12 protein-coding genes are annotated in these 22,509 nt (G+C 68.8%); 7 read left to right on the top strand and 5 right to left on the bottom strand.

The genetic code is table 11. The features are described from left to right. Nucleotides 1-17: 17 nt before the first annotated feature. From QMG61_RS07895 to QMG61_RS07875, 5 genes are read right to left on the bottom strand one after another with little or no spacing between them, the layout of a single operon-like run. A complete protein-coding gene (locus QMG61_RS07895) occupies nucleotides 18-542 on the bottom strand; it encodes a hypothetical protein (protein WP_283493794.1) in 525 nt (174 codons plus the stop codon). A 60-nt stretch (nucleotides 543-602) separates the two neighbouring features. Then, entirely contained in the window at nucleotides 603-3,575 is a 2,973-nt protein-coding gene (locus QMG61_RS07890) for a multicopper oxidase domain-containing protein (RefSeq protein WP_283493793.1), read from the bottom strand. A 38-nt stretch (nucleotides 3,576-3,613) separates the two neighbouring features. After that, entirely contained in the window at nucleotides 3,614-4,954 is a 1,341-nt protein-coding gene (locus QMG61_RS07885; protein ID WP_283493879.1) for a multicopper oxidase domain-containing protein, read from the bottom strand. Between the two features lie 26 nt (nucleotides 4,955-4,980). Further along, nucleotides 4,981-6,315, bottom strand: coding sequence for a multicopper oxidase domain-containing protein (locus QMG61_RS07880; RefSeq protein ID WP_283493792.1), 1,335 nt, complete (start codon nucleotides 6,313-6,315; stop codon nucleotides 4,981-4,983). A gap of 47 nt (nucleotides 6,316-6,362) precedes the next feature. Further along, nucleotides 6,363-13,043 (bottom strand): SdrD B-like domain-containing protein, encoded by a 6,681-nt coding sequence (locus QMG61_RS07875; RefSeq protein WP_283493791.1) that lies wholly within the window; start codon nucleotides 13,041-13,043, stop codon nucleotides 6,363-6,365. 276 nt (nucleotides 13,044-13,319) lie between these two features. Here QMG61_RS07875 and QMG61_RS07870 point away from each other — a divergent pair, with 276 nt between their 5' ends. The 7 genes from QMG61_RS07870 to QMG61_RS07840 all read left to right on the top strand — a co-directional run bounded on the left by QMG61_RS07870 (nucleotide 13,320) and on the right by QMG61_RS07840 (nucleotide 22,202). After that, complete coding sequence (locus QMG61_RS07870) at nucleotides 13,320-15,044, top strand: M23 family metallopeptidase (protein ID WP_283493790.1); 1,725 nt, start codon at nucleotides 13,320-13,322, stop codon at nucleotides 15,042-15,044. A 152-nt stretch (nucleotides 15,045-15,196) separates the two neighbouring features. Continuing rightward, nucleotides 15,197-15,862, top strand: coding sequence for an IclR family transcriptional regulator (locus QMG61_RS07865; protein WP_283493789.1), 666 nt, complete (start codon nucleotides 15,197-15,199; stop codon nucleotides 15,860-15,862). Between the two features lie 57 nt (nucleotides 15,863-15,919). Further along, nucleotides 15,920-17,608 (top strand): urocanate hydratase, encoded by a 1,689-nt coding sequence (gene hutU / locus QMG61_RS07860; RefSeq protein ID WP_283493788.1) that lies wholly within the window; start codon nucleotides 15,920-15,922, stop codon nucleotides 17,606-17,608. Continuing rightward, entirely contained in the window at nucleotides 17,605-18,819 is a 1,215-nt protein-coding gene (locus QMG61_RS07855) for an allantoate amidohydrolase (RefSeq protein WP_349358132.1), read from the top strand. Before hutU ends, QMG61_RS07855 begins: the two co-directional genes overlap by 4 nt. Beyond that, nucleotides 18,816-20,258 carry a formimidoylglutamate deiminase gene (locus QMG61_RS07850; RefSeq protein WP_283493787.1) on the top strand — a complete coding sequence of 481 codons (1,443 nt, stop codon included), beginning with the start codon at nucleotides 18,816-18,818 and terminating at the stop codon, nucleotides 20,256-20,258. Before QMG61_RS07855 ends, QMG61_RS07850 begins: the two co-directional genes overlap by 4 nt. After that, nucleotides 20,255-21,457, top strand: coding sequence for an imidazolonepropionase (hutI, locus tag QMG61_RS07845; RefSeq protein WP_283493786.1), 1,203 nt, complete (start codon nucleotides 20,255-20,257; stop codon nucleotides 21,455-21,457). Before QMG61_RS07850 ends, hutI begins: the two co-directional genes overlap by 4 nt. A gap of 10 nt (nucleotides 21,458-21,467) precedes the next feature. Continuing rightward, nucleotides 21,468-22,202, top strand: coding sequence for a HutD/Ves family protein (locus QMG61_RS07840; protein WP_283493785.1), 735 nt, complete (start codon nucleotides 21,468-21,470; stop codon nucleotides 22,200-22,202). Nucleotides 22,203-22,509: the final 307 nt, after the last annotated feature.

Here is a 22,509-nt window from a genome sequence, read left to right as displayed (position 1 = left end):
CCGGAGCCGGCGCCGGGTCATCCCTGGGCCACGATGTGCTCGAGCCGAGCGTCTCCCATCACCAGGGTCACCTGCGACCCGGCATGGATGGCGTTGTGGGCGTTGGCGAACAGGAAGAAGTAGGTTCCGCCGAGCTGGGGATCGACGGCGTGGTGGGGCCTGGAGATGACCATGGTCGCTCCGGAGTCCTCGACGACCACGATCGGAAGCAGCGTGGTGTCCTGCATCATCCGGTCGGCCTTGTCCGGGTCGACGACCTGGTAGCGGAACTCGATCAGTCCGCCGGCCGCCGTCACGCCGATCAGGTTGACGTTGATGCCGTAGCGAGCGGCCATGCCCTCGGCCGTGACCGCCGTGGTTCCCGCGCGAACGTCGGCCTTCTGTTCCGGCCACCAGGCGCGTGCGGCACCTGCCCCGAGCAGAAGGACGGCCACCACGACGATCGCGATCAACCGGCCGCGGCCGGGTCGCTGTGGGGCCGCTTCAGTGCCGGTTTCAGTGCCGGTCTCAGTGTTCGACTCGGGCAGAATATCGGTGATCACGGTGTCGCCTTCCTTCCGCCAGCCGGCCTGCCGGGGTTACCGGCCTGCCGACGGACGTTGCTACGGGACATCGAAGGCGTCCACGTCGAGGTTGTCGGCGGTGAGGCCGTGCGCGGTGCCGTCGAAGAAAACCGACCATCTGCCCGCGTTGAAGTAGACGACATCCTCATCCTGAACCGCGCCCAGAACCGGCACCGTCGTGTTGGTCGCACTGAATGACAGATAGAAATGGGTGTCATCGAGCCGTACGAATCCGTCCACGTTGGCGTTGCCCGGCAGACTGTAGGGCGCGGCGCTGGCGTCGATTACTCGGCTATAGGCGGTGCCGTTCCAGCCGTAGATGTCGGCGTCGTCGGCGGCACCTCCCACTCCGGGCGGGTTTGAGTTGCCCAGGGTGGAGAAGTACAGCGTTGTCCCGACGACGCTGATCGCGTCGAGGTCCAGGTTGTTGTTGCCGCCCAGACCGTGCACACTGCCGTCGAAGTAGAGCGACCAGGTGCCCGCGTTGTAGAACACCACGTCCTCGTCCTGCACGTTCCCGAGGCCGGGCACGTTCACCTGGCCGGTGAAGGAGAGGTAGAAGTGGGTGGCATCGACCCGGTCGAAGCCATCGACGTTGGCATTGCCCGGCAGGTTGTACGGCGGGGCGCTGACGTCGATCGCCCGGCTGAAGGCGGTGCCGCTCCAGTCGTAGATGTCGGCATCATCGGCCGTGCCGAGCACGCCGGGCGGGTTGGTGTTCCCAAAGGTCGAGAAGGACAGCGGCGCGGTCACCTGGAGCACAGTGGAGGCGTTCGCACTCCAGTTGCCGGCCGCGTCCCGCGCCCGCACCGTGAGGGTATATGCGCCCTCACTCCAACTGCCGACGTCGATCGGCGTCGACAGGCTCCACGGGCCGGTCCCGGTGGCCGTCATCGGTGTCGCTTTACCGATGCCCGGGTCGGCACCGGTGAACCACTCGCCGCGGCTGACCGCCGTGAGACCGTCCGTTGCCTGCGCCGTCAGGTTCACCGTTCTGGCACCCTGGGTCGGGTTGGGGGTTGCGCTGACGAGACTGACCTCAGGCTTGATCTTGTCGATCAGCAGGGTCGTGGTCGCCGTCGGGCCCCAGTTGCCGGCCGCGTCCTTCGCGTGGACGTAGATGGTGTGGTTACCGTTCGCGAGCTGGGCGACGGTGGCCAGAGGGATGTCGGCATAGCCGGCCTCCACGGGGCTGTTGTAGGAACCGTCAGTGGCCCGGACGACGATGCCGGCGCCGTTTGCCCCGACCGTGTCGAGGAAGGCCTCGGCCGCGCTGATGTTGCTGTTGACCGTGGCCACGATCGGATCGGCCATGCTCCCAACCGTCACCCGGACGGCCGGGGTGCCGCCGTTGAACGCCAGCGTGCCGTTGTTGGGTGTCGGCGCTGCCGAGATGCCGGACGTGGTGGGCGCGGTCCTGTCGATCACCAGAATGATGGTGGTCGGGGCGCCCCAGTTACCGGCTGCGTCCTGACTGTGGATCGACACGAGATGGGTGCCCTCGGCCAAAGCGGTCAAGGTCGAGGCGGGGATCGTGCCATCCAGGCTGGCGATGGGTGCGGCAATGTTGACCGCCAACGATGCTCCCGCACCATCGGCGCCGACGGTGTCGATGAAGTACTCGGCGGCGGTGATGTTCGAGCCGCCGGTTGCGGTGTCGTCCCCGGTGGCGTGCACCGCGATGACCGCGGTAGCCGAACCATTCGTGAGGCTCGGCGTCAGCGACGGCGACTTGGTGGTCGGGCCGGTGGCGTCGCCACCGGTGACCAGCACCGAGCTGAGGACCCCCCAGTTGAGGGCGGAGTCCTGGCCACGCACGTAGACGATGTGCTCACCGGACGGGATGATCAACGCAGCGGTGACACTCACACTGCCGGCGCCACTGCCCGTCATCGGGGTACCCGCGCCCGTCACCGTGTCGATGAAGTACTCGCCGCCGACGATGGCCGACCCGCCCGTGGCGGTGTCGTCGATCGTCGCGTTCAGGGTGCCGGCCGTGTAGGCGAGGGCGCTGGTGACCGGTCCGGTGGTGTCGGGTTCAACAACTCCGCTGGCGGGGACCGTGACGAAGGTGAGCATCCCACCGATGCCGGCCGTGTTGCTGTTGTGCAGCAGCAGGCCGCCGTCGTAGATCGCCAACCGGTTCAACTGGGTGATCGCGGCCGGGGTGGTGACAATGGCATCCGCGGTCTGGCCCGGACCGAAGGTTTCGGCGACGTAGCGACGAGAGAAGTTCAGCGGACTACCGTCGAGCGCGATGATCCTCTGTTCGGCGCCCAGCGATGCCACCGAGTGGTACTGATTGCCGGCATTGACGTAGCGCAGAAGTACCTTGTTGCCCGGGGCCGTCGCCGCAATCGGGTCGGTGTCCGGGTGTGCCTTCCCATTGATCAGGGAGTACCGGGGAGCGTACTTGCGCATGTCGAAGGCCGCCGGATCGGCGGCGTTGTTGAGCGCCGGGTCGATCTCGCTGAGCACCAGGACGGCCTCGTCGTCATAGGCGGTGGTCGTCGCGTCGTAGGCCTGGTTTGCCGTCGCCGGACGCACGATCAGGGCGCCGTAGAGGCCCATCGCCACCTGGTGCTGGCCGTTGGGAACGAGCCCCGCCTCGTAGAGGTAGGTGCCGGGCCGGCTGGCCGTGAAGCTGTACGACGTGGCTGTGCCAGGTGCCGCGCCGGTCCGGTCCGGGACCATCTCCTGCCCCTGGAAGAGCAGGGCTGTGTTCTCGGTCAGCTGGTTGTGCAGTGTGATCGTGACCGTGTCGCCGGCGTTGACACACAGCGTTGGCCCACCGGGACGGGTCACGCCGGCAGCCGTGGTGCTGTAGCCCCAGACGTTCACCGTCTGGGTCCCGAGCGTCGCGGATCCAGAGACCGCGTACAGGTCACCGGGTGAGGTGCACGCCACGGTCGCGGCCTGCGCGGCCGTGGCCGGCACGAGGAGTGCCACCAGCACGGCCAGCCCTCCGCCGGCCAACAGCCCGGTCACGATGGAGGAGGTTGCTTTCTTCATGCTCTTCCTGGGAATCATGGCTCTCTACGCCTTCCTGGTCAGCCGCAGTTGTTGGGCGTCGGTGGATCGATCCGCATGTACGTGATCGGTCCGGTCATGTTCGTGCCCCAGGACGTGATCTGGAACAGGGCGTGGTTGTGGGAGATGATGTAGTACTCCCCGCACTGGTTCACGCTCTGAATTCCGGGCGGCAGGGTTTCCTTGGTGCCGAGGTAGGGACTTCCGCTGTAGAAGACACCGATCGACTCGTTCGCCAGCTGCGGAACCGTCACCGGAACCGGGTTGGATGGGGAGTAGCTCTCTGCGTCATACCACTTGAAGATCACGTCCCAGGTCTGACCCGGTCCAATGTTGATGGCGAATTTCTCGAACGAGAGGTCCTCCCCGGTCGGGCCCTCCAGAGCACGACCATCTCGAGCCACGACCAGGCCGTTGTTGCCGTGCGGGTGGAACGGGTAGTCCTCGGTGCCCACGTTCAGGTAGCGAGCCATCCCCGGCTGATCCGCCGGGTCTGCCCGGTTGAACTCACCCACCTGCGCGAGGGCGCCATAGGGCTGCGTGGGCAGCCAACTGGCACCGTTGTCGGCGATGCTGTCGGGGAAGCCCCGCCCGTTGATCAGCCAGTAACGCGGGTGATAGTTGTTCAGGTTGAAGCTCTTGTTGTTCTCGACGGCCTGATGCTGGTACGGGTCGATCTCGCTCAGGAGCACCATGAACTCCTCGGCGGGGTTGAACCGGCTGTCCGCCCGGTTGTTGGCGTACTCGCTCGCGGCCGAGCCAACCGCGCCGCCCGCCGGCACGACCGACGGACGCACGATCAGCGCCCCGAACAGTCCCATCCGGACCTGCTTCTCGGGGTTGGTGCCCGACTCGTACAAATACGTTCCCGGGTCGCCGGCCACGAAACTGTAGGTGACGGTTCCGCCTCCGGCCGCGGCCGGGTTGGTCAGCGACGTGATCGCGCCGGCCCCGGTGAGCTGGGGTTGGGCCGGGATCCCGTCGGCCAGTACGTTGGTCTGGCCGGGGAAGACGATCGAGGCTGCCTCGGTCAGCGTGTTGCGCAGAATCACCGTGACCGTGTCGCCGGAGTTGACGCAGAGCACCGGACCGGGGTGCTGGAAACCGTCGAACCCGCTGGAGTACCCCCACATGAACGCCGTGTTGCCGTCGGGCAGGCTGATGTATCCGGTCTTGGTGGTCAGGTTGAAGATCGGAGTGGTGACACCTCCCCCGACCCCGGTGGTGCAGGCGATGCCGACCCGCGACGGAGTCTCGGCGGTCGCCGCCGGGACGAATGTGGTCATCGTCGCGCCGACCAGGGCCAGGGCGACCAGCAGAGTCGGCCGGCGCAGGCGCCGGTTGCGGGCCTTCCAAAGCATCACGGCGTCACCTCTCATCATGGCTCTCACACTCCCAAGTCGTTCGGATAGGCCTGCGCAGGCACGCCACCCGCCGCATACACTCGAACCTCTGTGGCCTGGCCGCCGAACCCGCCCGGCGCCAGGTTGTTCGCCCGCAGGTAATTGCGGTTGTACAGCATGTACGTGTCGTACCCCGGACCGGTGTGCCCCGGCGCGGTGAAGACCACGTCGAAGCTCTCGCCCGGGCCGATGTTGATCGTCTCCGTCTCGTAGGACGTGTCGGTGCCGTCGCGCCCGCGCATCGGGGTGGCGTCACGGCCGACCACGCGCATTCGGATCCCCGCCAGGGTCATCGCCTGTTCCCGGAATCCGAGGTTGGCAAACCGCAGCGCGACCGTCTCGCCGGCGTTGCAGTTCACCAGCGAAGACTGCGGCTGGTACTGCAGCTCGGGGTGCCCGACGGGGGCGACCAGGTCGCCGGTCACGGGGTCGGTCTCCACAGCAAGACGGTGGGTGGATGCCGCGGCATCGATGGGCGCGTTGGGGGCGATGGTGTCGGGGTAGACCCGGCCGTTGAGCAGGCTGAAGTCGGCCCGGTAGTCGCTCCACTCCGGCAGCTGGATGTGAGCGTCCGCCCAGTGCGCCTCGGCCCACACCTCCGAGAGGAACATCGCAAACTCCCGCTCGAAGCCGGTCGAGCCGTCACCGTCGTTGTACAGGAACTTGGTGTGTCCGGCGAGGGTCTGGCCGTCCTGCAGGGGGCGGACGAAGACCAGCCCGGTCATGCCCATATGGACGTGCTCGACGTCCTCCACGTGGCAGTGGAACATGTAGGTCCCTGGCTCGCGGGGACGGTACACGTAGGTGAAGATGCGTCCGGTCCGCACCGCCACTGAACCGCTCGGCTCGCCGTCGAAGAACGGGATCACGTTGCGGAACCCGTGCCAGTGCAGGGTGTGGGCGTCGAACAGGTCGGGCCGCAGCGCCAGGCCCAGGTTGGTCAGCTGCACCGTGAAGTCGACCGGGTGGGCCGGGTCGAACTGGTTGGCCCAGAACAGCGGAGCGGAGTGCTGGGCCTTGTTCTGCTGGTTCGACACCTGAATGTCGGTCAGACCGGTGACTTCGCGGAACCCGAAGATGTAGGTCGTGAGTAGACCCGGGGCCAGAACGTCGGGGTGGAATGGCGGGATGGCCGGGGTCTTCGGTAGGTAGATCCAGCCGTCGGTCCCGGCCAGGTAGAGGTCGGGATCCCCGAGGGCCGCAATGGCGGCTTCGGGCATGAGCACGTTGCCCGCCCAGATGCCGGTGCCGACGACGGCCACCGCGCCGCCGGCGAACTTCAAGAGGTCTCGGCGGCTGAAAGGCTGCTTAAAGATCATTCCCGTATCTCCCTGGGGATCGTCTGTAGCGCGGCTGGATGAATGGGTCATGGGGTCGGAAGGTCGAAGGCGTCAACGTTCAGGCTTCCGGTGGCACCGAGACCGTTTGCGGTGCCGTCGAAGTAGACCGACCAGGTGCCCGCGTTGTAGTAGATGACATCCTCATCGTGGACCGCGCCCAGTACCGGCACCGTGGTGTTCGCGTTGCTGAATGACAGGTAGAAGTGGGTGGCATCGACCCGCACGAATCCATCCACGTTGGCGGAAACCGGCAGGCTGTAGGGCGCGGCGCTGGCGTCGATCACCCTGCTGTAGGCGGAGCCGTTCCAGCTGTAGATGTCGGCATCGTCGGCGACGCCCACCACTCCGGGCGGGTTGCTGTTGCCCAGCGTGGAGAAGTACAGGGTTGTCCCCACGACGCTGATCGCGTCGAGGTCCAGGTTGTCATTGCCGCCCAGACCGTGCGCGCTGCCGTCGAAGAACAGCGACCAGGAGGTGCCGTTGAAGTAGACGACGTCCTCGTCCCGCACGTTCCCCAGACCGGGCACGGTCACCAGGGCGGTGAAGGAGAGGTAGAAGTGGGTGTCGTCAACCCGGTCGTAGCCGTCGACGTTGGCGGTGGCCGGCAGACCGTAGGGCGCGGTGGTCATGGCGTTCACCCGGCTGAACGTGCCGCCGTTCCAGCGGTAGATATCCGCGTCGTCCGCCGTGCCACCGACACCGGGCGGGTTGGTGTTGCCCTGGGTCGAGAAGTACAGGTCCTGGCCGGCCGGCGGCGGCAGGGGCGGCAGGGCCCCGCTGGCGAACGCGATCGCGTCCAGATCCTGGGCGGCCGACGTGAGCCCGTGGCTGCCACCGTTGAAATAGAGTGACCAGGATGTGCCGTCGAAGTAGACCACGTCCTCGTCGTTCACGGCGCCCAGACCGGGGACGGTCGTGGTCGTGTTGCTGAACGACAGGTAGAAATGCTTTGCGTCGCGCCAGATGAGACCGTCGACGTTGGGGTTGGTCGTTCCGGTGGCCGACCCGCTGTTCGGCAGGTTGTACGGCGCCGCCGTGGCGTCCAGGACCCGGGTATACGAGCTGCCGCCATCCCAGCGGTAGACGTCGGCGTTGTCGCCGTAACCGCCTGCACCCGGAGGTACCGCATCGTTGTTGGTGGAGAAGAACAGCGTGTTACCGACGACGCTGACAGCGCCCAGGTCGATGTTACCGCCGACCCCGTGCGCGCTGCCGTCGAACCACAACGACCACGCGGTGCCGTTGAAGTACACGACGTCCTCGTCGGCCACCGCGCCGATCCCGTTCAGGGTGACGTTCCCGGTGAAGGAGGCGTAGAAGTGGGTGGCGTCGACTCTGGAGAAGCCGTCCACGTTCGCGGTGCCCGGCACGTTGTACGGTGCGGTGGACATATCGATCGACCGGCTGAAGGCGGTGCCGTTCCAGAGGTAGATGTCGGCGTCGTCGGCGGTTCCGGCTACGGTGGGCGGGTTGGCGATCCCGGTGGTCGAGAAGTACAGATCCGAGTTCGGTGGAGGCGGCGTTGTGGCGCCGTACTCGTCAGCACCGCTGTCGAAGCCACCCAGCGCCGGCCGAGCCTGGTTGTCGAAGTCCGTCGTCGGCGCGTTCACACCGCCGGTGCTGGCCGCGCCGAGGTTACAGGCGGGTGAGCCGGGGCAGTTGGCCAGGTGGTAGTTGCCGAGCAGGTTCGGCGGCGCTTCCAGGGTCACGAGAGTGGCATCCACGAACGCCGGGTTCTGACGCCAGGTGGCGAAGGAGACCGAGACGTCGTAGGTCGAGACCACTGCCGGATCGGTGGAGCTGTTGGTCGGACTGGTCGTGTACGGGTGAGAAGCGGTGTTCTGTTGTACGACCGAGTTGCTCGGCGCGAGCACGCCCGTGCCGTCGGCCACGCCCAGATCCCAGTTGTTGATGTCGGTTGCGCCGGCCAGGCCGATTCCGGTGACCGTGGTGCCGGCCCGCGTGCCGGCCCGGTTGTCCCAGAGAATGTTGTTGAACATCAACGGGTTGCTGAAGGTCGGCGAGCCGCCCGGCAGGGTCGCCTGCAGCTGGTCGCTGTTGGCCGAGGTTGACAACCCGGCGGGGGCGGGCTGGCCGTTCGAGGTCACCGCGGTGGCCGTCGACAGGTTCTTCATGATCGTGTTGTTGAAGACCCGCACGTTGGGGGCGTCGTTGATGCCGATGCCGCCGCCCTCGTGCGTCGACACGTTGTTGACGATCATGTTGTTGTAGACATTCATCGGGTAGTCGCCGGCCATCAGGAAGCGGATGCCGCCACCGTCGTCATTGGCCATGTTGGCCTGGATCTGGTTGGCATAGATGTCCACCGGACCGGAGCCGGGCGAGAGCGCGCCGACCGTCGCCGGCAGCTGGCCCGCGATCATGATGGCGCCGCCCTCATCGTTGGACGAGTTGAAGTACATGCGGTTGTGGTGGATCTTGCCGCCCGGGCTCAAGCCGTAGGCGCTCAGCCCGCCGCCGTACTCCAGCGAGAAGTTGCCGCAGATGTCGTTGGCAGCCACCTCGTAGCCGTCCGAGCCCGCGTAGAGCCCGATGCCGCCGGCCAGGTTGGTGCCGGCGTTGGCGATGATCCGGTTGTTGGCGATCCGGACGTTCTCGTTGTGCTGGCTGGTGTTCGGCGCAGCCAGGTCAGGGGTGCCGATGCGGATGGTCCCGTAGCCGCCTCCGTTGTTGTCGACAACGTTGTTGGTGATCTGCAGGAATCGGGCGTAGGCGTTGGCGAAGATCGCTCCGCCCTGGGTGGTGATGTTCGGCGGAAGGCCGGTCGGCCCCCCGGTGAGACCGTCGACGTTGCCCGGGAAGCCCACCTGGTCGCCGCCGCGGATGTCGAAGCCGTCGATGGCCGCCTTGAAGCCGCTGGTGAACTGGCGCGCGGCACCGGGCGCGGTGGTGGCGTTCGCCGAGGCCAGTACGTAGATGGCCTCACCGTCGTTCACGGCCTGGTTGCCGTCCCAGGTGAGGCCGCCGACCTTGGTGAACCAGGCCGCGGCCAGGGCGGTGTCGCCGCCGAACGCGCCGGCGTCGATGATTGATCCCGGCACGAAAGCGGTGCCCTGGAAGCCACCGGAGCCGACGCCCTGCAGCTTGACCGGCGAAGCGATGACCAGGTTCTCGTAGTAGGCGCCGCGGGGGTTGGCCGTGGTGGAGGGTGCCGGGTAGACGACCACCAGGTCGTCGCCGTTGTTGGTGAATGCGTCGTCGAGCGCGGCCTGGATCGTGGCGTAGGTGTGGCCCGGACCGACTTCACGCAGGGAGGGGCTGTAGCCGGTTCCCAGCACATGGAAGGTGAGCCCGTTGACCGTGCTCTGCCCGTTGTCGGCCGTGATCCCCAGCTGGTGCGCCCCGACCGGGACGACGCCAGGCACAGTGGCCGAGATCGCGGTGTCGCTCCAGGCGGTGATGTCCAGCGGCGTGTTGCCCAGAGTGACCTGACCGGTGCCCCTGTTGGCGCCGAAGCCGGTCCCGGCGATCGTGAACGTGCGGGTTCCGGTCGCGGCCACGTAGGGCTTCGAGACGGCGAACAGCTGTGGCGTGGCACCGTCGAGGGTGCAGGCGACCGCCGTGTTGACCCCGGTGGTCGGCGACCCGACATAGACACCGACCTGGGTCGGAGCAAGGTCAGTGGGGATGGTCAGACCGGGTAGGGCCTCGAACTCGGTCGCAATGGAGCGATACCGCGGGTTGTAGTTGGCGTTCAGACGCCCCGGGATCCCCGGGTCGTTGCCCACGAAGCGGTACATGTTGGCGCAGACACCCGAGGGGGTGGGGCAGCTGATGTGATTGGTGGAGGGCAGCAGCACATCGTACGAGCCGTTGAAGTCGGACTCGACGGTCGTGACGAGCCGGTTGGCGAAGTCATAGATGCCGACCGGCGCGAAGGCCACGCCCGTCTTCTCCCCGTAGAGCGTCGAGCGCGAGTCGGTGGAGAAGTTGATGTCGTCCACGATCAGGCCGCGAAGGCGGGACGGGATCGGCACGTCGGTGAAGATGTTGAACATGGGCACGACCGATTTGCCGTTGTTCACTCGCACCAGCTTGGTGTCACAGGACGGCTTAGCCGAGCCTTCGTAGGGCGACCCGCCGATGTCGAGGAAGGTGGCGTTGGCGACCGGAGTCGAGGCCGGCACGGTGACCCCCGTGGGGGCGCCGTTGGTGCCGTTGCCGACCAATGCGGGGTAGTTGTCCGTTGCGGCACCAAGAAGGTCAACGGTGTGGAGCGTTCCGGCACAGGACGGCGGCGGCACCTGAGGGACGATCTGGTCGCCGTTTCCGATGTTGATGTCCTCTTCTCCGGTCACCTTGTACAACGGGTTCCCGGTGGCGTCTTTCGGGATCGCGAGCCTGACCAGGTAGTCCCCACTCGTCAGGGGCTCGAAGGTTCCACCGTCGCAGACGGGAGCGGACGGATCCGTCGCGACGAGTGTGCCGGTACAGGCGTCACCGAAGCCGTAGTTGCCGTCCACGGACGCACCGAAGTTGGCGGCGGCCGTGCCCTGGTCGGTCGGGTATGGCCCGAACTGCACGCCCTGCATGAAGCTCGAGATGCACTCTCCGTCTGTCTCCTGGTTGGGCACGAGCACGTTCTCGTCGTAGGCCGCGGGATTGTCTTTGGCGTGGACGAGCGGGTTGCCGTCCACGTCGCGAGCCACGCACCCGGTCGGGCGGCTCCAGTGTTCAGAGAGGTAGGTGTTCAGCAGTTTGCCCGTGGCCAGGGAACCGTCTGCTGCCAGCTCGTACGCGTCGTTGGTGCCACCACACGGCGTGTTCGCGTTCGTACCGCAGTCGACCGTGGCGTACAGCTCTACGGGTACATCGGAGACGCCCGGCTGCCAGTCCTCGGAGGCGGCATACTGCGGGTCGAGCTCGTTACGGGTTGTGTCATAGCTCACCGAGCCGACGATGCCGCCGTTGCGGGGGTCGATGCCGTTGGCGCCGGTCGGATCGTAGGTGTGAACGCCCCAGTCCATCCGGCCGCTGAGCCCGATGATGCTGAGCACGCTGACGTCGACGCCGGCGCCCTTGACCGTGGTCGGGGTCGGCTGGTTGTCGGCCTGGTAGGTGACCCCGGTGGTGTAGAAGGAGTCCTTGTAGTTCTCCATGACGGTCCACTCACTCAGCGGGTAGGCGCTCTCGAAGTGGTAGTAGCCCGTGCTGTCGCTGGTGACGACGTTCGTACCCCGATCCATCAACGAGTTGTCCTGCTTGCGCATGGTCAGCGTGAAGTTGGGCAGGCCGCTCTCGCCGGGGTCCCTGACCCCGTTGCGGTTGGTGTCGTTGAAGACGTACCCGTCGTATTCCGTCCACCAGCCGCTGATCGGCACGTTGCCCATCTGCACCGTCTCGCCACCGCTCACGGTCACGTTGACCAGGTTGAGGAAGTAGTTCTGCGGCTCGTCCCACCAGCTCAGGCTGTAGTTGCCATCGGGCACGCCGGAGATGTCGAAGGCGCCGTTTGCGTCGCCCTGCCCCACCCAAACGGCCTGGTCACCTTGCTGCAGGTCGGCGAGCGAGAGCCATGGCCGCACGATCGGCTTGCCCATCTTGCTCCCGGTCATCCCCAGCCAGTAGTTGAAGTCGCCGCCCTTGGGCGGGGTGTACTGCTTTGCGGTGACGACCACGCCCGTGATGCGCCCGGCGGGGCCGGGGGTCAGGGTGTTCGTGGGCGGAACGAAACCGAAGATCGGCCCGGGGACAGGCTCGCCGGCCACCAGGGCCTCGGTGTCATAACCGGTGCTGCCTTCCATGAGCCAGGTGTCAAAGTCGTGGTTGCCCTCGAGTGTTGTCGTCTGGATCCAGATCTGCCCATCGGGGGCCGTGGCAGTCAGCGTGTACCGGTTGCTACCCAGGTGCGGCATGGTCAGAAGGCCATCGGCATCGCTGACACAGTGGCCCCCTGTCCCGGCAATCGGCACGGGGGACATAGTCGCGTCCAGGCTGGCCAGAGGGATCAGATGCGTGTCCGGATTCTCGCCCTCATAGACGGTGCACAGGGGGTTGCCGTAGACGTCGGTCTGCAGTTCGCCCAGGGTGTCGGCGATGTGTCCGACGAAGCCGGCCAGGCCGGGCTCACCCTGATCGTTGGCGCCGTTGGTCGGCGCGGTGTCCCGGAAGATGAAGGCCCGCAGTGTCGAGTCGGGCAGGGGGTTGGGCTGGAGCTCGACGGTGACCAGACCCGTAGCCGGCAGAGGCACACTGAAGTGCGCCCCGTCGATCTTGTAACCGTCGGCGAGCACGGAGATCAGGTAGCGCCCCGATGGCAGGGTGAGACCGCCGGTGAAGTCGGCCTGGTCGCCCTGACGCACGATCGGGCTCGTGGTGTGCGGCACCTCTTTGATCGACGGCCAGTCGCAGCTGGCCGGGTACCCGGTGTCGGTTGCCGCGCAGCCGCTGTTGGGCGCAGGATTCCTCTGGGCGGTCGTCCCGGTGTTGTCCTCGTTGATGATGTACGTGAAGTTCGGGATGTCGTCGCCCTTGACGACGCCAGCACCCGCGAACGCGCGAGCTTCCGTGCGCGCGCTGATCACGTTCAGGATGAGGTCGCTCGTCGTCGCAGCCTGGGCCGGCGGTGCGGGCACGGCCACGAGCATCGCCACCGGCATGGCCAGGGCGGTGGCGGCGATCACAATCCGCTGCCAGAGCGGCCGCTTCGACAGCCTGAACCCGGACAACTCTCTCGTTCCTTGCATGCTGACCTCCAAGGTCTGGACGACTACATGGTGATTGGGAGCGATCGGCCCGCCAAGCCCCACCTGAGGGATGCGCGGCTCCCCAAAATTGGGGGGTGACCCTGCATTTCTATGACGCTTCCAGGGGACCTTTCCGGACGGTGCGAACCCGAGGCGCCGATAGCCGTTCATCGTGATATCCGGTGCTTGTGCGCCCTGCCCGCGCGTGTAATGATGGCCGGACGTTGACCCGTTCGATCTGGCCTTCCATCACCCGAACATGGATTGCATAGGCACATGAGTTCACCACGCAGCGTTCGATCGACCAGTCGCCCCGGGGACGCCCATCCCGCCGGCCGACTGGCGATCCCGCTTGCGTCGGTGGTGATCGTCGCACTCGCGATCGTGGGCGTCCCGACCTCGGCGCGGGCCGATGACGCGCAGCCGGTGACCATCGTGGCGCCCGCACCTGCACCAGCGGAACCCGCACCGAGCGAACCGCCCGCCGAATCCGCGCCCGCGGCGCCTGAGCCGGCAACGGTGTCCGACCCCGTTCCAACGGGCGCTCCGGCTCCGGCGGCCTCCCCGGCCGAGCCTTCCCCGGCGACACCCCCGGCCGCGCCCACGCCGGATCCGATCCCCGATCCGACTCCGACGGTCACGCCCACGCCCACGCCGGATCCGATCCCCGATCCGACTCCGACGGTCACGCCCACGCCGGATCCGATCCCCGATCCCGCGCCCACCGCCACACCGACACCCACCGCCACCCCGACAGACACCTCGACTGCGACACCCACCCCGACTCCAACCCCGACACCCACGGTAACGCCGCCGGCAGCGGTGCCTCCCGCCGTGGTACCAGAGCCGAAACAGTCGTTCGGACCGCCAGCCGCGCCGGCCGCGAGGGACACGGCCGCCAGGGCAGCCGCTGCTGCGGCTGCCCAACGAGTCGCGTCCGCACGAGTCGCGGCCCAGCGAATCACGGCCGCACGAGCCGCGGCAGAAGCGTCTGCGGCCGTGGCGCGACACGCCACCGCTATCTTGGCCGCCCAGTCCCGCCTCGACGCCGCTCAAACCGCCCTGGGCAGGGCGAACCTCGCCTACGCCTCGGCCAAGGCCGACTACGACGCCGCCCTCAGTCGGGCCGACCTCGTGCGCGCCCTGAGGGAGCGGGCCGGCACCACGGCCGATGCGTCCCGCCGCGCGCTTGCCATGCTGGTCAGGGGCCTGTTCCAGCAGTCCGGCACGGCAACGGTCGACGTACTGCTCGACGGCAACGCCGAGGACAACCTCCTCTACCAACTCGGCACCCTGGACACCCTGTCCAGGCTCACCTCGAACCTCGACGAGGTGCGTGACCGGGTGGCCGCAGACACAAAGCGGGAACACGCGCTCGAGGCTCAGGATGCCACGGCGCAGACGGTGGTCGCCCAGGTCCCCGTGGCCGAGGCCCGTGCGGCGGTCGAGGCCGCGCAGGCCGACGTCGACGCGGCATCCGCCGCCCTGGCCACCCTCGTCGCGTCCCCTCCTGCCGCGTCCGCACCGGCTGCCTCCGCTCTCCGGCCGCTTCCGGCCGTCCTCGATACCGGTCGGTTGAGCGCCCAGGGCTGGGTCAGGCCGGCCGTCGGGCGCATCACCGACCCGTTCGGGCCGCGCCTCACGCACCCCGTAGCGGGAGTCGGTGACTTCCACCACGGCACCGACATCGGCGCCGGCTGCGACGCGGCCGTCTATGCGACGACCGACGGCGTCGTCGAAGCCGCCGGCGCGCTCGGCAGCTACGGAAACTGGATCCTGATCGACCACGGCAACGGCCTCGAGACCGGCTACGCGCACATCGCCAATGGGGAAACCCTCGTCACGGTGGGCGAACCCGTGGTCGCCGGCCAGGTGATCGCCGGGGTCGGCAGCACCGGCGCATCCACCGGTTGCCACCTGCACTTCGAGGTCAGGATCGACGGCACCGCCATCGACGCCGTCCCCTTCCTCACCCAGCGCGGAGTGAACCTCGGCAACTGACCGGCAGCTCGTCAGTCATCATGCCCGCTTGTCCCGGCCCCGGCTGGGACTCCGATCGGAACGCATTCCGACCATTCCCGCCAACCCGCCACCATTGCCATCGAATGACATTCATGTTTTACTGAATGGCATAGTCAAGGCAAGGGAGCAGCATGGCAGAGTCATCCACCCGCACCGTGGAGCGCGCGCTCGACCTGCTCGCCGTGATCTGCGACGGTGACGGGCTGACGCTCTCGGAGAGTTCCCGCGCCGTCGACCTTTCCCCCAGCACGGCTCTGCGACTGCTGCGCACCCTTGAGACGCGCGGTTTCGTGCGCCGGGGCGAGGACGGCAGCTACGGACCCGGCAGCCGGATCATCCAGCTCGGGGCTCAGTCGCTGAGCAGCGAGTCCCTGGTGTCCCTGTCCAGGCAGGCCATGGAGGACCTCGTCGCCGAGACCGGCGAGTCCGCCTACCTCAGCGTCGAGGGGCACGACAGCTCGAGCCTTTACATCGCCATCATCGAGGGCACCCACTCCGTGCGCCACGCGAACTGGGTCGGCCGCACCGTGCCGCTCGAACGGTCAGCGGCGGGCCAGGTGCTCACCGGCCAGATCCCGGCGCCAGGCTTCGTCGTGGTCGAACGCGGGGTCGAAACGGATGTCACGGCCATTGCCGCCCCGGTCCGTTCCGAGTTGCGCGTCGTGGCCGCCCTCAGCCTGGTCATCCCGAGCTACCGGGTGACTCCAGCCGACCTCGCCCGCTACGGACCCCTGCTGGTGCGCGCCGCCGGCACGGTGTCCGCCGGACTCGGCAAGACCGTCCCGAACCAGGCCTGACCCGCTCGCCCCTCGAGCACCCCGACCAAGAACTGCCACGAGCCAAAGGAACCGCCCATGTCAGAATCACGCCCCGTACGCGCCGCCCGCGGCACCACCCTGACGGCGAAGAGCTGGCAGACCGAAGGCCCGCTGCGGATGCTGATGAACAACCTCGACCCGGAGGTCGCCGAGCATCCCGAGAACCTCGTCGTGTACGGCGGGACCGGTAAGGCGGCCCGCAACTGGGAGGCCTACGACGCGATCGTACGCACACTGACGACGCTGGAGAAGGACGAGACCCTGCTGGTGCAGTCCGGCAAGCCGGTGGGTGTGTTCCGCACCAACGAGTGGGCGCCACGCGTGCTCATCGCCAACTCGAACCTCGTCGGCGACTGGGCCACCTGGCCCGAGTTCCGCAGGCTCGAGGCGCTCGGCCTGACCATGTACGGCCAGATGACCGCCGGCTCGTGGATCTACATCGGAACCCAGGGCATCCTGCAGGGCACCTACGAGACGTTCGCGGCCGTGGCTGCGAAGCTCGCCGCCCGACGGGGCGGGCCGGACGAGCACGGCGGCGGCACGCTGGCCGGCACCCTCACCCTCACCGGCGGGGCCGGCGGCATGGGCGGCGCGCAGCCGCTCGCCGTCACCATGAACGATGGTGTCGTGCTGATCGTCGACGTCGATGAAACCCGGCTGCAGCGCCGCGTCGACCACGGCTACCTCGACGAACTCACCACCGACCTCGACGACGCGATCACCCGGGTACTCGCGGCGAAGGACGAGAAGCGCGCACTGTCGGTGGGCCTCGTCGGCAACGCCGCGACCGTGTTCACCGAGTTGCTCGCCCGCAAGGTGCCGATTGACATCGTCACCGACCAGACGAGCGCGCATGATCCGCTGTCGTATCTGCCCGAGGGCGTCACCGTGGAGGAATGGCACGCCTACGCGGCCGCGAAGCCCGAGGAGTTCACCGAGCGGGCCCGCGCCGCAATGGCCAAGCAGGTCAAGGCCATGGTCGAGTTCCAGGATGCGGGCGCCGAGGTCTTCGACTACGGCAACTCGATCCGCGCCGAGGCCGAGCTCGGCGGCTACGAGCGGGCGTTCGAGTTTCCCGGGTTCGTGCCCGCCTACATCCGGCCGCTGTTCGCCGAGGGCAAGGGGCCGTTCCGCTGGGTGGCGCTCTCCGGCGACCCGGCGGACATCGCGGCGACCGACAAGGCCATCGTCGAACTATTCCCGGAGGACGAGCACCTGCGCCGGTGGATCACCAAGGCCCAGGATCTGGTGCACTTCGAGGGTCTGCCGGCCCGGATCTGCTGGCTCGGCTATAAGGAACGTCACCTGGCCGGCCTGAAGTTCAACGAGATGGTCGCCTCCGGCGAGCTCTCGGCGCCGATCGTGATCGGGCGCGACCACCTCGACTCCGGCTCCGTCGCCTCGCCCTACCGGGAAACCGAGGGTATGAAAGACGGCTCGGATGCGATCGCCGACTGGCCGCTCCTGAACGCGCTGCTCAACACGGCATCCGGTGCCACCTGGGTGTCGATCCACCACGGCGGCGGCGTCGGGATCGGTCGCAGCATCCACGCCGGCCAGGTGATCGTCGCCGACGGCACCCCGCTCGCCGCCGAGAAGATCGAGCGCGTGCTCACGAACGACCCGGGCACCGGGGTGATGCGCCACGTCGACGCCGGTTACGAGCGGGCCGAAGAGGTGGCGCGCGAGCGCGGCCTGCGCGTGCCGATGTGGGAGTCGGAGTGACCGAACTCCTCGCGCACGGAATGCTGGCGGGGCTCGACGAGATCGCAGGCGTCGGCCGGGATACCCAGCGCGGCGGCTACTCGCGGCACGTCTGGCAGGCCGCCGACCTCGAGCTGCGCGCCTGGTTCATCGAACGGGCCGAGCGGATCGGGCTCGTCGTCGAGACCGACCGCAACGGCAACATCTGGGCCTGGTGGGGCGAACCCGGGCCGGATGCCGTCGTCACCGGCAGTCACCTCGACTCGGTGCCCGGCGGTGGCGCCTTCGACGGTCCGCTCGGCGTCGTGTCGGCGCTCGACGCCATCGCCCGGCTGCAGGCGAGCGGCTTCGTGCCGTCGCGGCCGTGCGCCATCCTCGTCTTCGCCGAGGAGGAGGGTTCCCGGTTCGGCATCGCCTGCCTCGGCTCGCGGCTGATGACCGGGACCCTCGACGCCGACCGGGCCAGGGCCCTCGTCGACCCCGACGGCATCACACTGGCCGACGCCGCGGCCCGCGCCGGACTCGACCCAGCCCGCCTCGGCACCGACCGGGAGTCACTGGACCGGATCGGACTGTTCGTCGAGCTGCACGTCGAGCAGGGCCGCGGCCTGATCGACCTCGGCGAGCCGGTGGCTGTGGCCTCGTCGATCCTCGCCCACGGGCGCTGGCGCCTCACCGTGACCGGCCAGGGCAACCACGCCGGCGCCACCCTGATGGCCGACCGCCACGACCCGATGGTGGCCGCCGCCCGCGCCGTTCTCGCCGTGCAGGACGCGGCCTCGGCCCGCCCTGGTACCCGGGCCACCGTCGGCCGGATGAACATCGTGCCCGGCGGCACGAACGTGATCCCGTCGAGCGTGCAGGCCTGGCTCGACGCCAGGGCGGAGACCGACGAGGAGACCCACACCCTGCTGGACGAGATCACCGCAGCGGTGGTGGCGGTCGTGGCCGAAAACGGATGCTCCGTCACCGTCGTGGAGGAATCCTGGGCCGCTTCCGTGCACTTCGACCCCGAACTCCGCGACCGGTTCAACACCGTCCTCGGCAACGTGCCAGCCCTTGCGAGCGGGGCCGGTCACGACTCCGGGGTGCTCGCGGCCAGCGTGCCCAGCGCCATGCTGTTCGTGCGCAATCCCACCGGAATCTCGCACTCGCCCGAGGAATTCGCCACGGCCGAGGACTGCGTGGCCGGGGTCGAGGCCCTGGAGAAACTGCTGAGGACCCTGCTGTGAAGGCCGCGACGATGCCCGACCCGGCGTTGACCAACTCGCCGAGCGCAGCGGCCGAGCGCACCTACTGGTGCGAGACCCTGCTCATCGACGGTGTGGCGACCCCGGGCGTTCGCGTCGAGGTGGGCGACGACGGGCGCATCGCCCGCCTCACGCCGGGCTGCGCGCCGAGACCGCGTGACGTCCGCCTCGGCACCGTGTTTCCTGGCATGGCCAACGCGCACTCCCACGCGTTCCACCGCGCGTTGCGCGGCCGCACCCACGACGACGGGGGCGACTTCTGGCAGTGGCGGGACGCGATGTACCTCGCGGCCGGCCGGCTCGACCCCGACCGGTACTACGCGCTCGCCCGCGCGGTGTTCGCGGAGATGCTGGTCAGCGGCTGGACGGCCGTCGGAGAGTTCCACTACGTGCACCACCGCCCGGACGGCTCCCGGTACCCGCGCGAACATGCGATGGAACTCGCGCTGGCCGCGGCGGCTCGCGATGTGGGCATCCGTCTCGTGCTGCTCGACACGCTCTACCTGGCCGGCGGCATCGGGCGTCCGCTCGCTCCCGAGCAGCGCGCCTTCGACGACGGGTCGGCGGCCGCCTGGCTGGAACGCTGGCGGTCACTGCAGAACGCGCTCGGCGCCGACCCGGATGCCCGGGTCAGCCTCGGTGCGGCGATCCATTCCGTGCGCGCCGTGCCCAGGGCCGCCATCCGGGAGGTGCTCGCCGGACTGCCTGCCGCGACGCCCCTGCACATTCACCTCTCCGAGCAGCCGCAGGAGAACGCGGACTGCCTGGCCGAATACGGCCTGACGCCGACCGGCGTGCTCGCGGACCTTGGAGCTCTCTCACCCCGCCTGAGCGTCGTGCACGCCACCCACCTCACCGACGCCGACATCGCGCTGATCGGAGAATCGGGCGCCACCGTCGTCATCTGTCCGACGACGGAGGCCGACCTCGGCGACGGGATCGGCCCGGCAAGGCGTCTCGCCGACGCCGGCGCGAGGATCGCCCTCGGCTCGGACCAGAACGCCGTCGTCGACCCACTGCTCGAGATGCGCGGCCTCGAGGCCGGCGAACGCCTGGCCTCCGGGGAACGCGGACGATTCGATCCGGCCGCGCTGCTGGGCGCCGCCTCGGCCAACGGCTATGCGTCGCTCGGTCTCGGCGACAACGGACTCCGCCCCGGAGCCCTCTGCGACCTCGTCGAGGTGTCGATGGAGAGCGTGCGCACCGTCGGGTCGGTGCCGGCCCAGGTGCCGCTCACGGCCACCGCGTCCGACGTGCTCCGGGTCATCGTGAACGGCGTGATCGTCGCCGATTCCGGTCGTCTCGTCTCCGCGATCGACGGTGCCGCCGACCGGCTGCCCGAGGCGTTGCTGCGCCACGCCCTGGCCGTGCTCGACAACACCCCGCCCACCCGCCACGACCCGTCGGGAGACCGCGCATGACCGGCCAGCAGACCAGCCCGCAGACCACCGAACTGATCACCGGCATCGCCGAGCTGACCAGCCAGGCCGACGACGGAGCGCGCCTGCGGGGTGCCGCCCTGGTGATCGAGAACGGCCGGATCGCCTGGCTCGGCCCGGCCTCCGAGGCCCCCGCCGCCGACACCCGCACGGATGTCGGCGGTCGCGCCGTGCTGCCCGGCTGGGTCGACACGCACACCCACATCGTCTTCGCGGGAGACCGTGCCGCGGAGTTCGAGGCCAGGATGGCCGGGCAGCGCTACACGGCCGGCGGCATCAACACCACCGTGACCGCGACCCGCGCCGCGACCGAGCAGCAGCTCATCGCGGGAGCCGCCCGGCTGCGGCGGGAGGCCGAGGCGCAGGGCACGACGTTCCTCGAGACGAAGACCGGCTACGGCCTCGATCTGGAGAGCGAGACCCGATCGGCACGCGCCGCGGCGGCCGTGGCCGACGTGGTCACCTTTCTCGGGGCCCACCTCGTGCCGGCGGGGATGGACCGGCGCGACTACCTCGATCTTGTCACCGGTCCGATGCTCGCCGCGGTGGCCCCGCACGCCGACTACATTGACGCGTTCTGTGAGGTCGGCGCCTTCGATGTCGAGGAGAGCCGCGAGGTGCTTCTGGCCGGGCGCGCGGCCGGTCTCGGCGTGCGCGTGCACGGCAACCAACTCGGTTTCAGCGGCGGCGTGCGGCTCGCGGTCGAGCTCGGCGCGGCCAGCGTGGACCACTGCAACCACCTGGAAGAACGCGACATCGAGGCACTCGCGGGCGGCACGACCGTGGCGACGCTGCTGCCGGCCTGCGACCTCTCCACCAGGGAACCGTTTCCGCCGGCCAGGCGACTGCTCGACGCCGGGGCCCGGATCGCCCTGGCCACCAACTGCAACCCGGGCACCTCGTACACCACGTCGATGCCGTTTTGCGTGGCGACGGCGGTGCTGCAAATGGGGTTGACCATTGAGGAGGCCGTCTGGGCGGCGACCAGAGGCGCCGCCGCTGCGGTCGGGCGCGAGCACGGGGCGGACGCGGTGGGATCGCTGAGAGTGGGCGGGTGGGCCGACCTGCAGGTGCTCGACGCGCCATCCGTCGCCCACCTGGCCTACCGGCCGGGCGTGCCGCTCACGATGGCCGTCTGGCGCCGGGGTCTGCGGAGTCCGCGCGGCGGGCAGGATGCCTGAGTCGGGGCGGATGTCCGAGTCGGGCCGGATGCCCGAGGCCGGCCGGATGTCCCAGGTCGGACCGCTGCCCGAGTCGAACCGGTTGCCCGAGGCCGGCTGGGCCCGGCTGCCCGCCGTTGACCGTGTGCCGGCCCCGTGGCGGAACGGCGGGGGCACGACCGTCGACGTGATCGTGCGCGGTGCCGGGCGAACTGTCGGCGCGCGCCCCGGGTCGGTCGCCGGGTCCAGGGTCGGGTCCAGGGTCGATTTTGACTGGAGGATCAGTATCGCGACGGTCGAGCGCGACGGCGACTTCTCCAGGTATCCGGGAGTCGACCGGTGGCTGATGCCGCTGTCCGCCGGCGGACTGACCCTCGTCAATGATGGCGCTCTCGTGCCGGTCGCCCAGCACGAGGTGCACGCCTTCCCCGGAGAGCGGGCCGTGGCCGCGGTCGGCGTCAGCGAGCCGACCCTCGACCTGAACCTGATGCTGCGCCGGGGCCGGTCAGTCGGTTCCCTGCGGACGATCGACGCGGTCGGGCGCCTGGCGCTGACGAACGCCGCCGAGGAGGAGCTTGTTGCCGTCGTGCTCGACGGCGATTTCGACACCGATTCCAACGCCGTTCGCGACGCCGCGCCCGACGGGCCCAGGGTCGCCCGCAGCCTCGCCCGCCATGACGCCGTGTTCCTCGGCGCCGGCGGGGAGGTCACCCTGTATGGCGCGGGGCGGATCGCGGTGGCGCGCATCGCCCAGCTTCCGACCTGACGGTACCGGCCGTTGTTCCCGGGGCGAGGTCGAGGTCGGCTGGCGGCTGGCCAGGCCGCCCGTCCCGGCCGCAATGGAGCGCCTGGGCATGGCCTTCGTGGACGAGTTCGAGCGCCCCCGGGTCGTTCCCGGCTCCCCGCTCCGGCCCCCTCGTGCGCTATCGTCTCCAGCACGACCGCACGACCCTGCCCCTCCCGGCCGGTGATTGAGCCTGTCGAAATCACCCCGCCCCTGCCCCTCCCGCCCGTCCGTCCACCCGGTGATTGAGCCTGTCGAAATCACCCCGACCCCGACCCTCCCTTCCCAC

Source organism: Cryobacterium sp. PH31-AA6, assembly GCF_030063195.1.
Classification (GTDB): domain Bacteria; phylum Actinomycetota; class Actinomycetes; order Actinomycetales; family Microbacteriaceae; genus Cryobacterium.
Note: the sequence above shows the minus strand (reverse complement) of the source record. Positions and strands in the feature narration are given on the sequence as shown.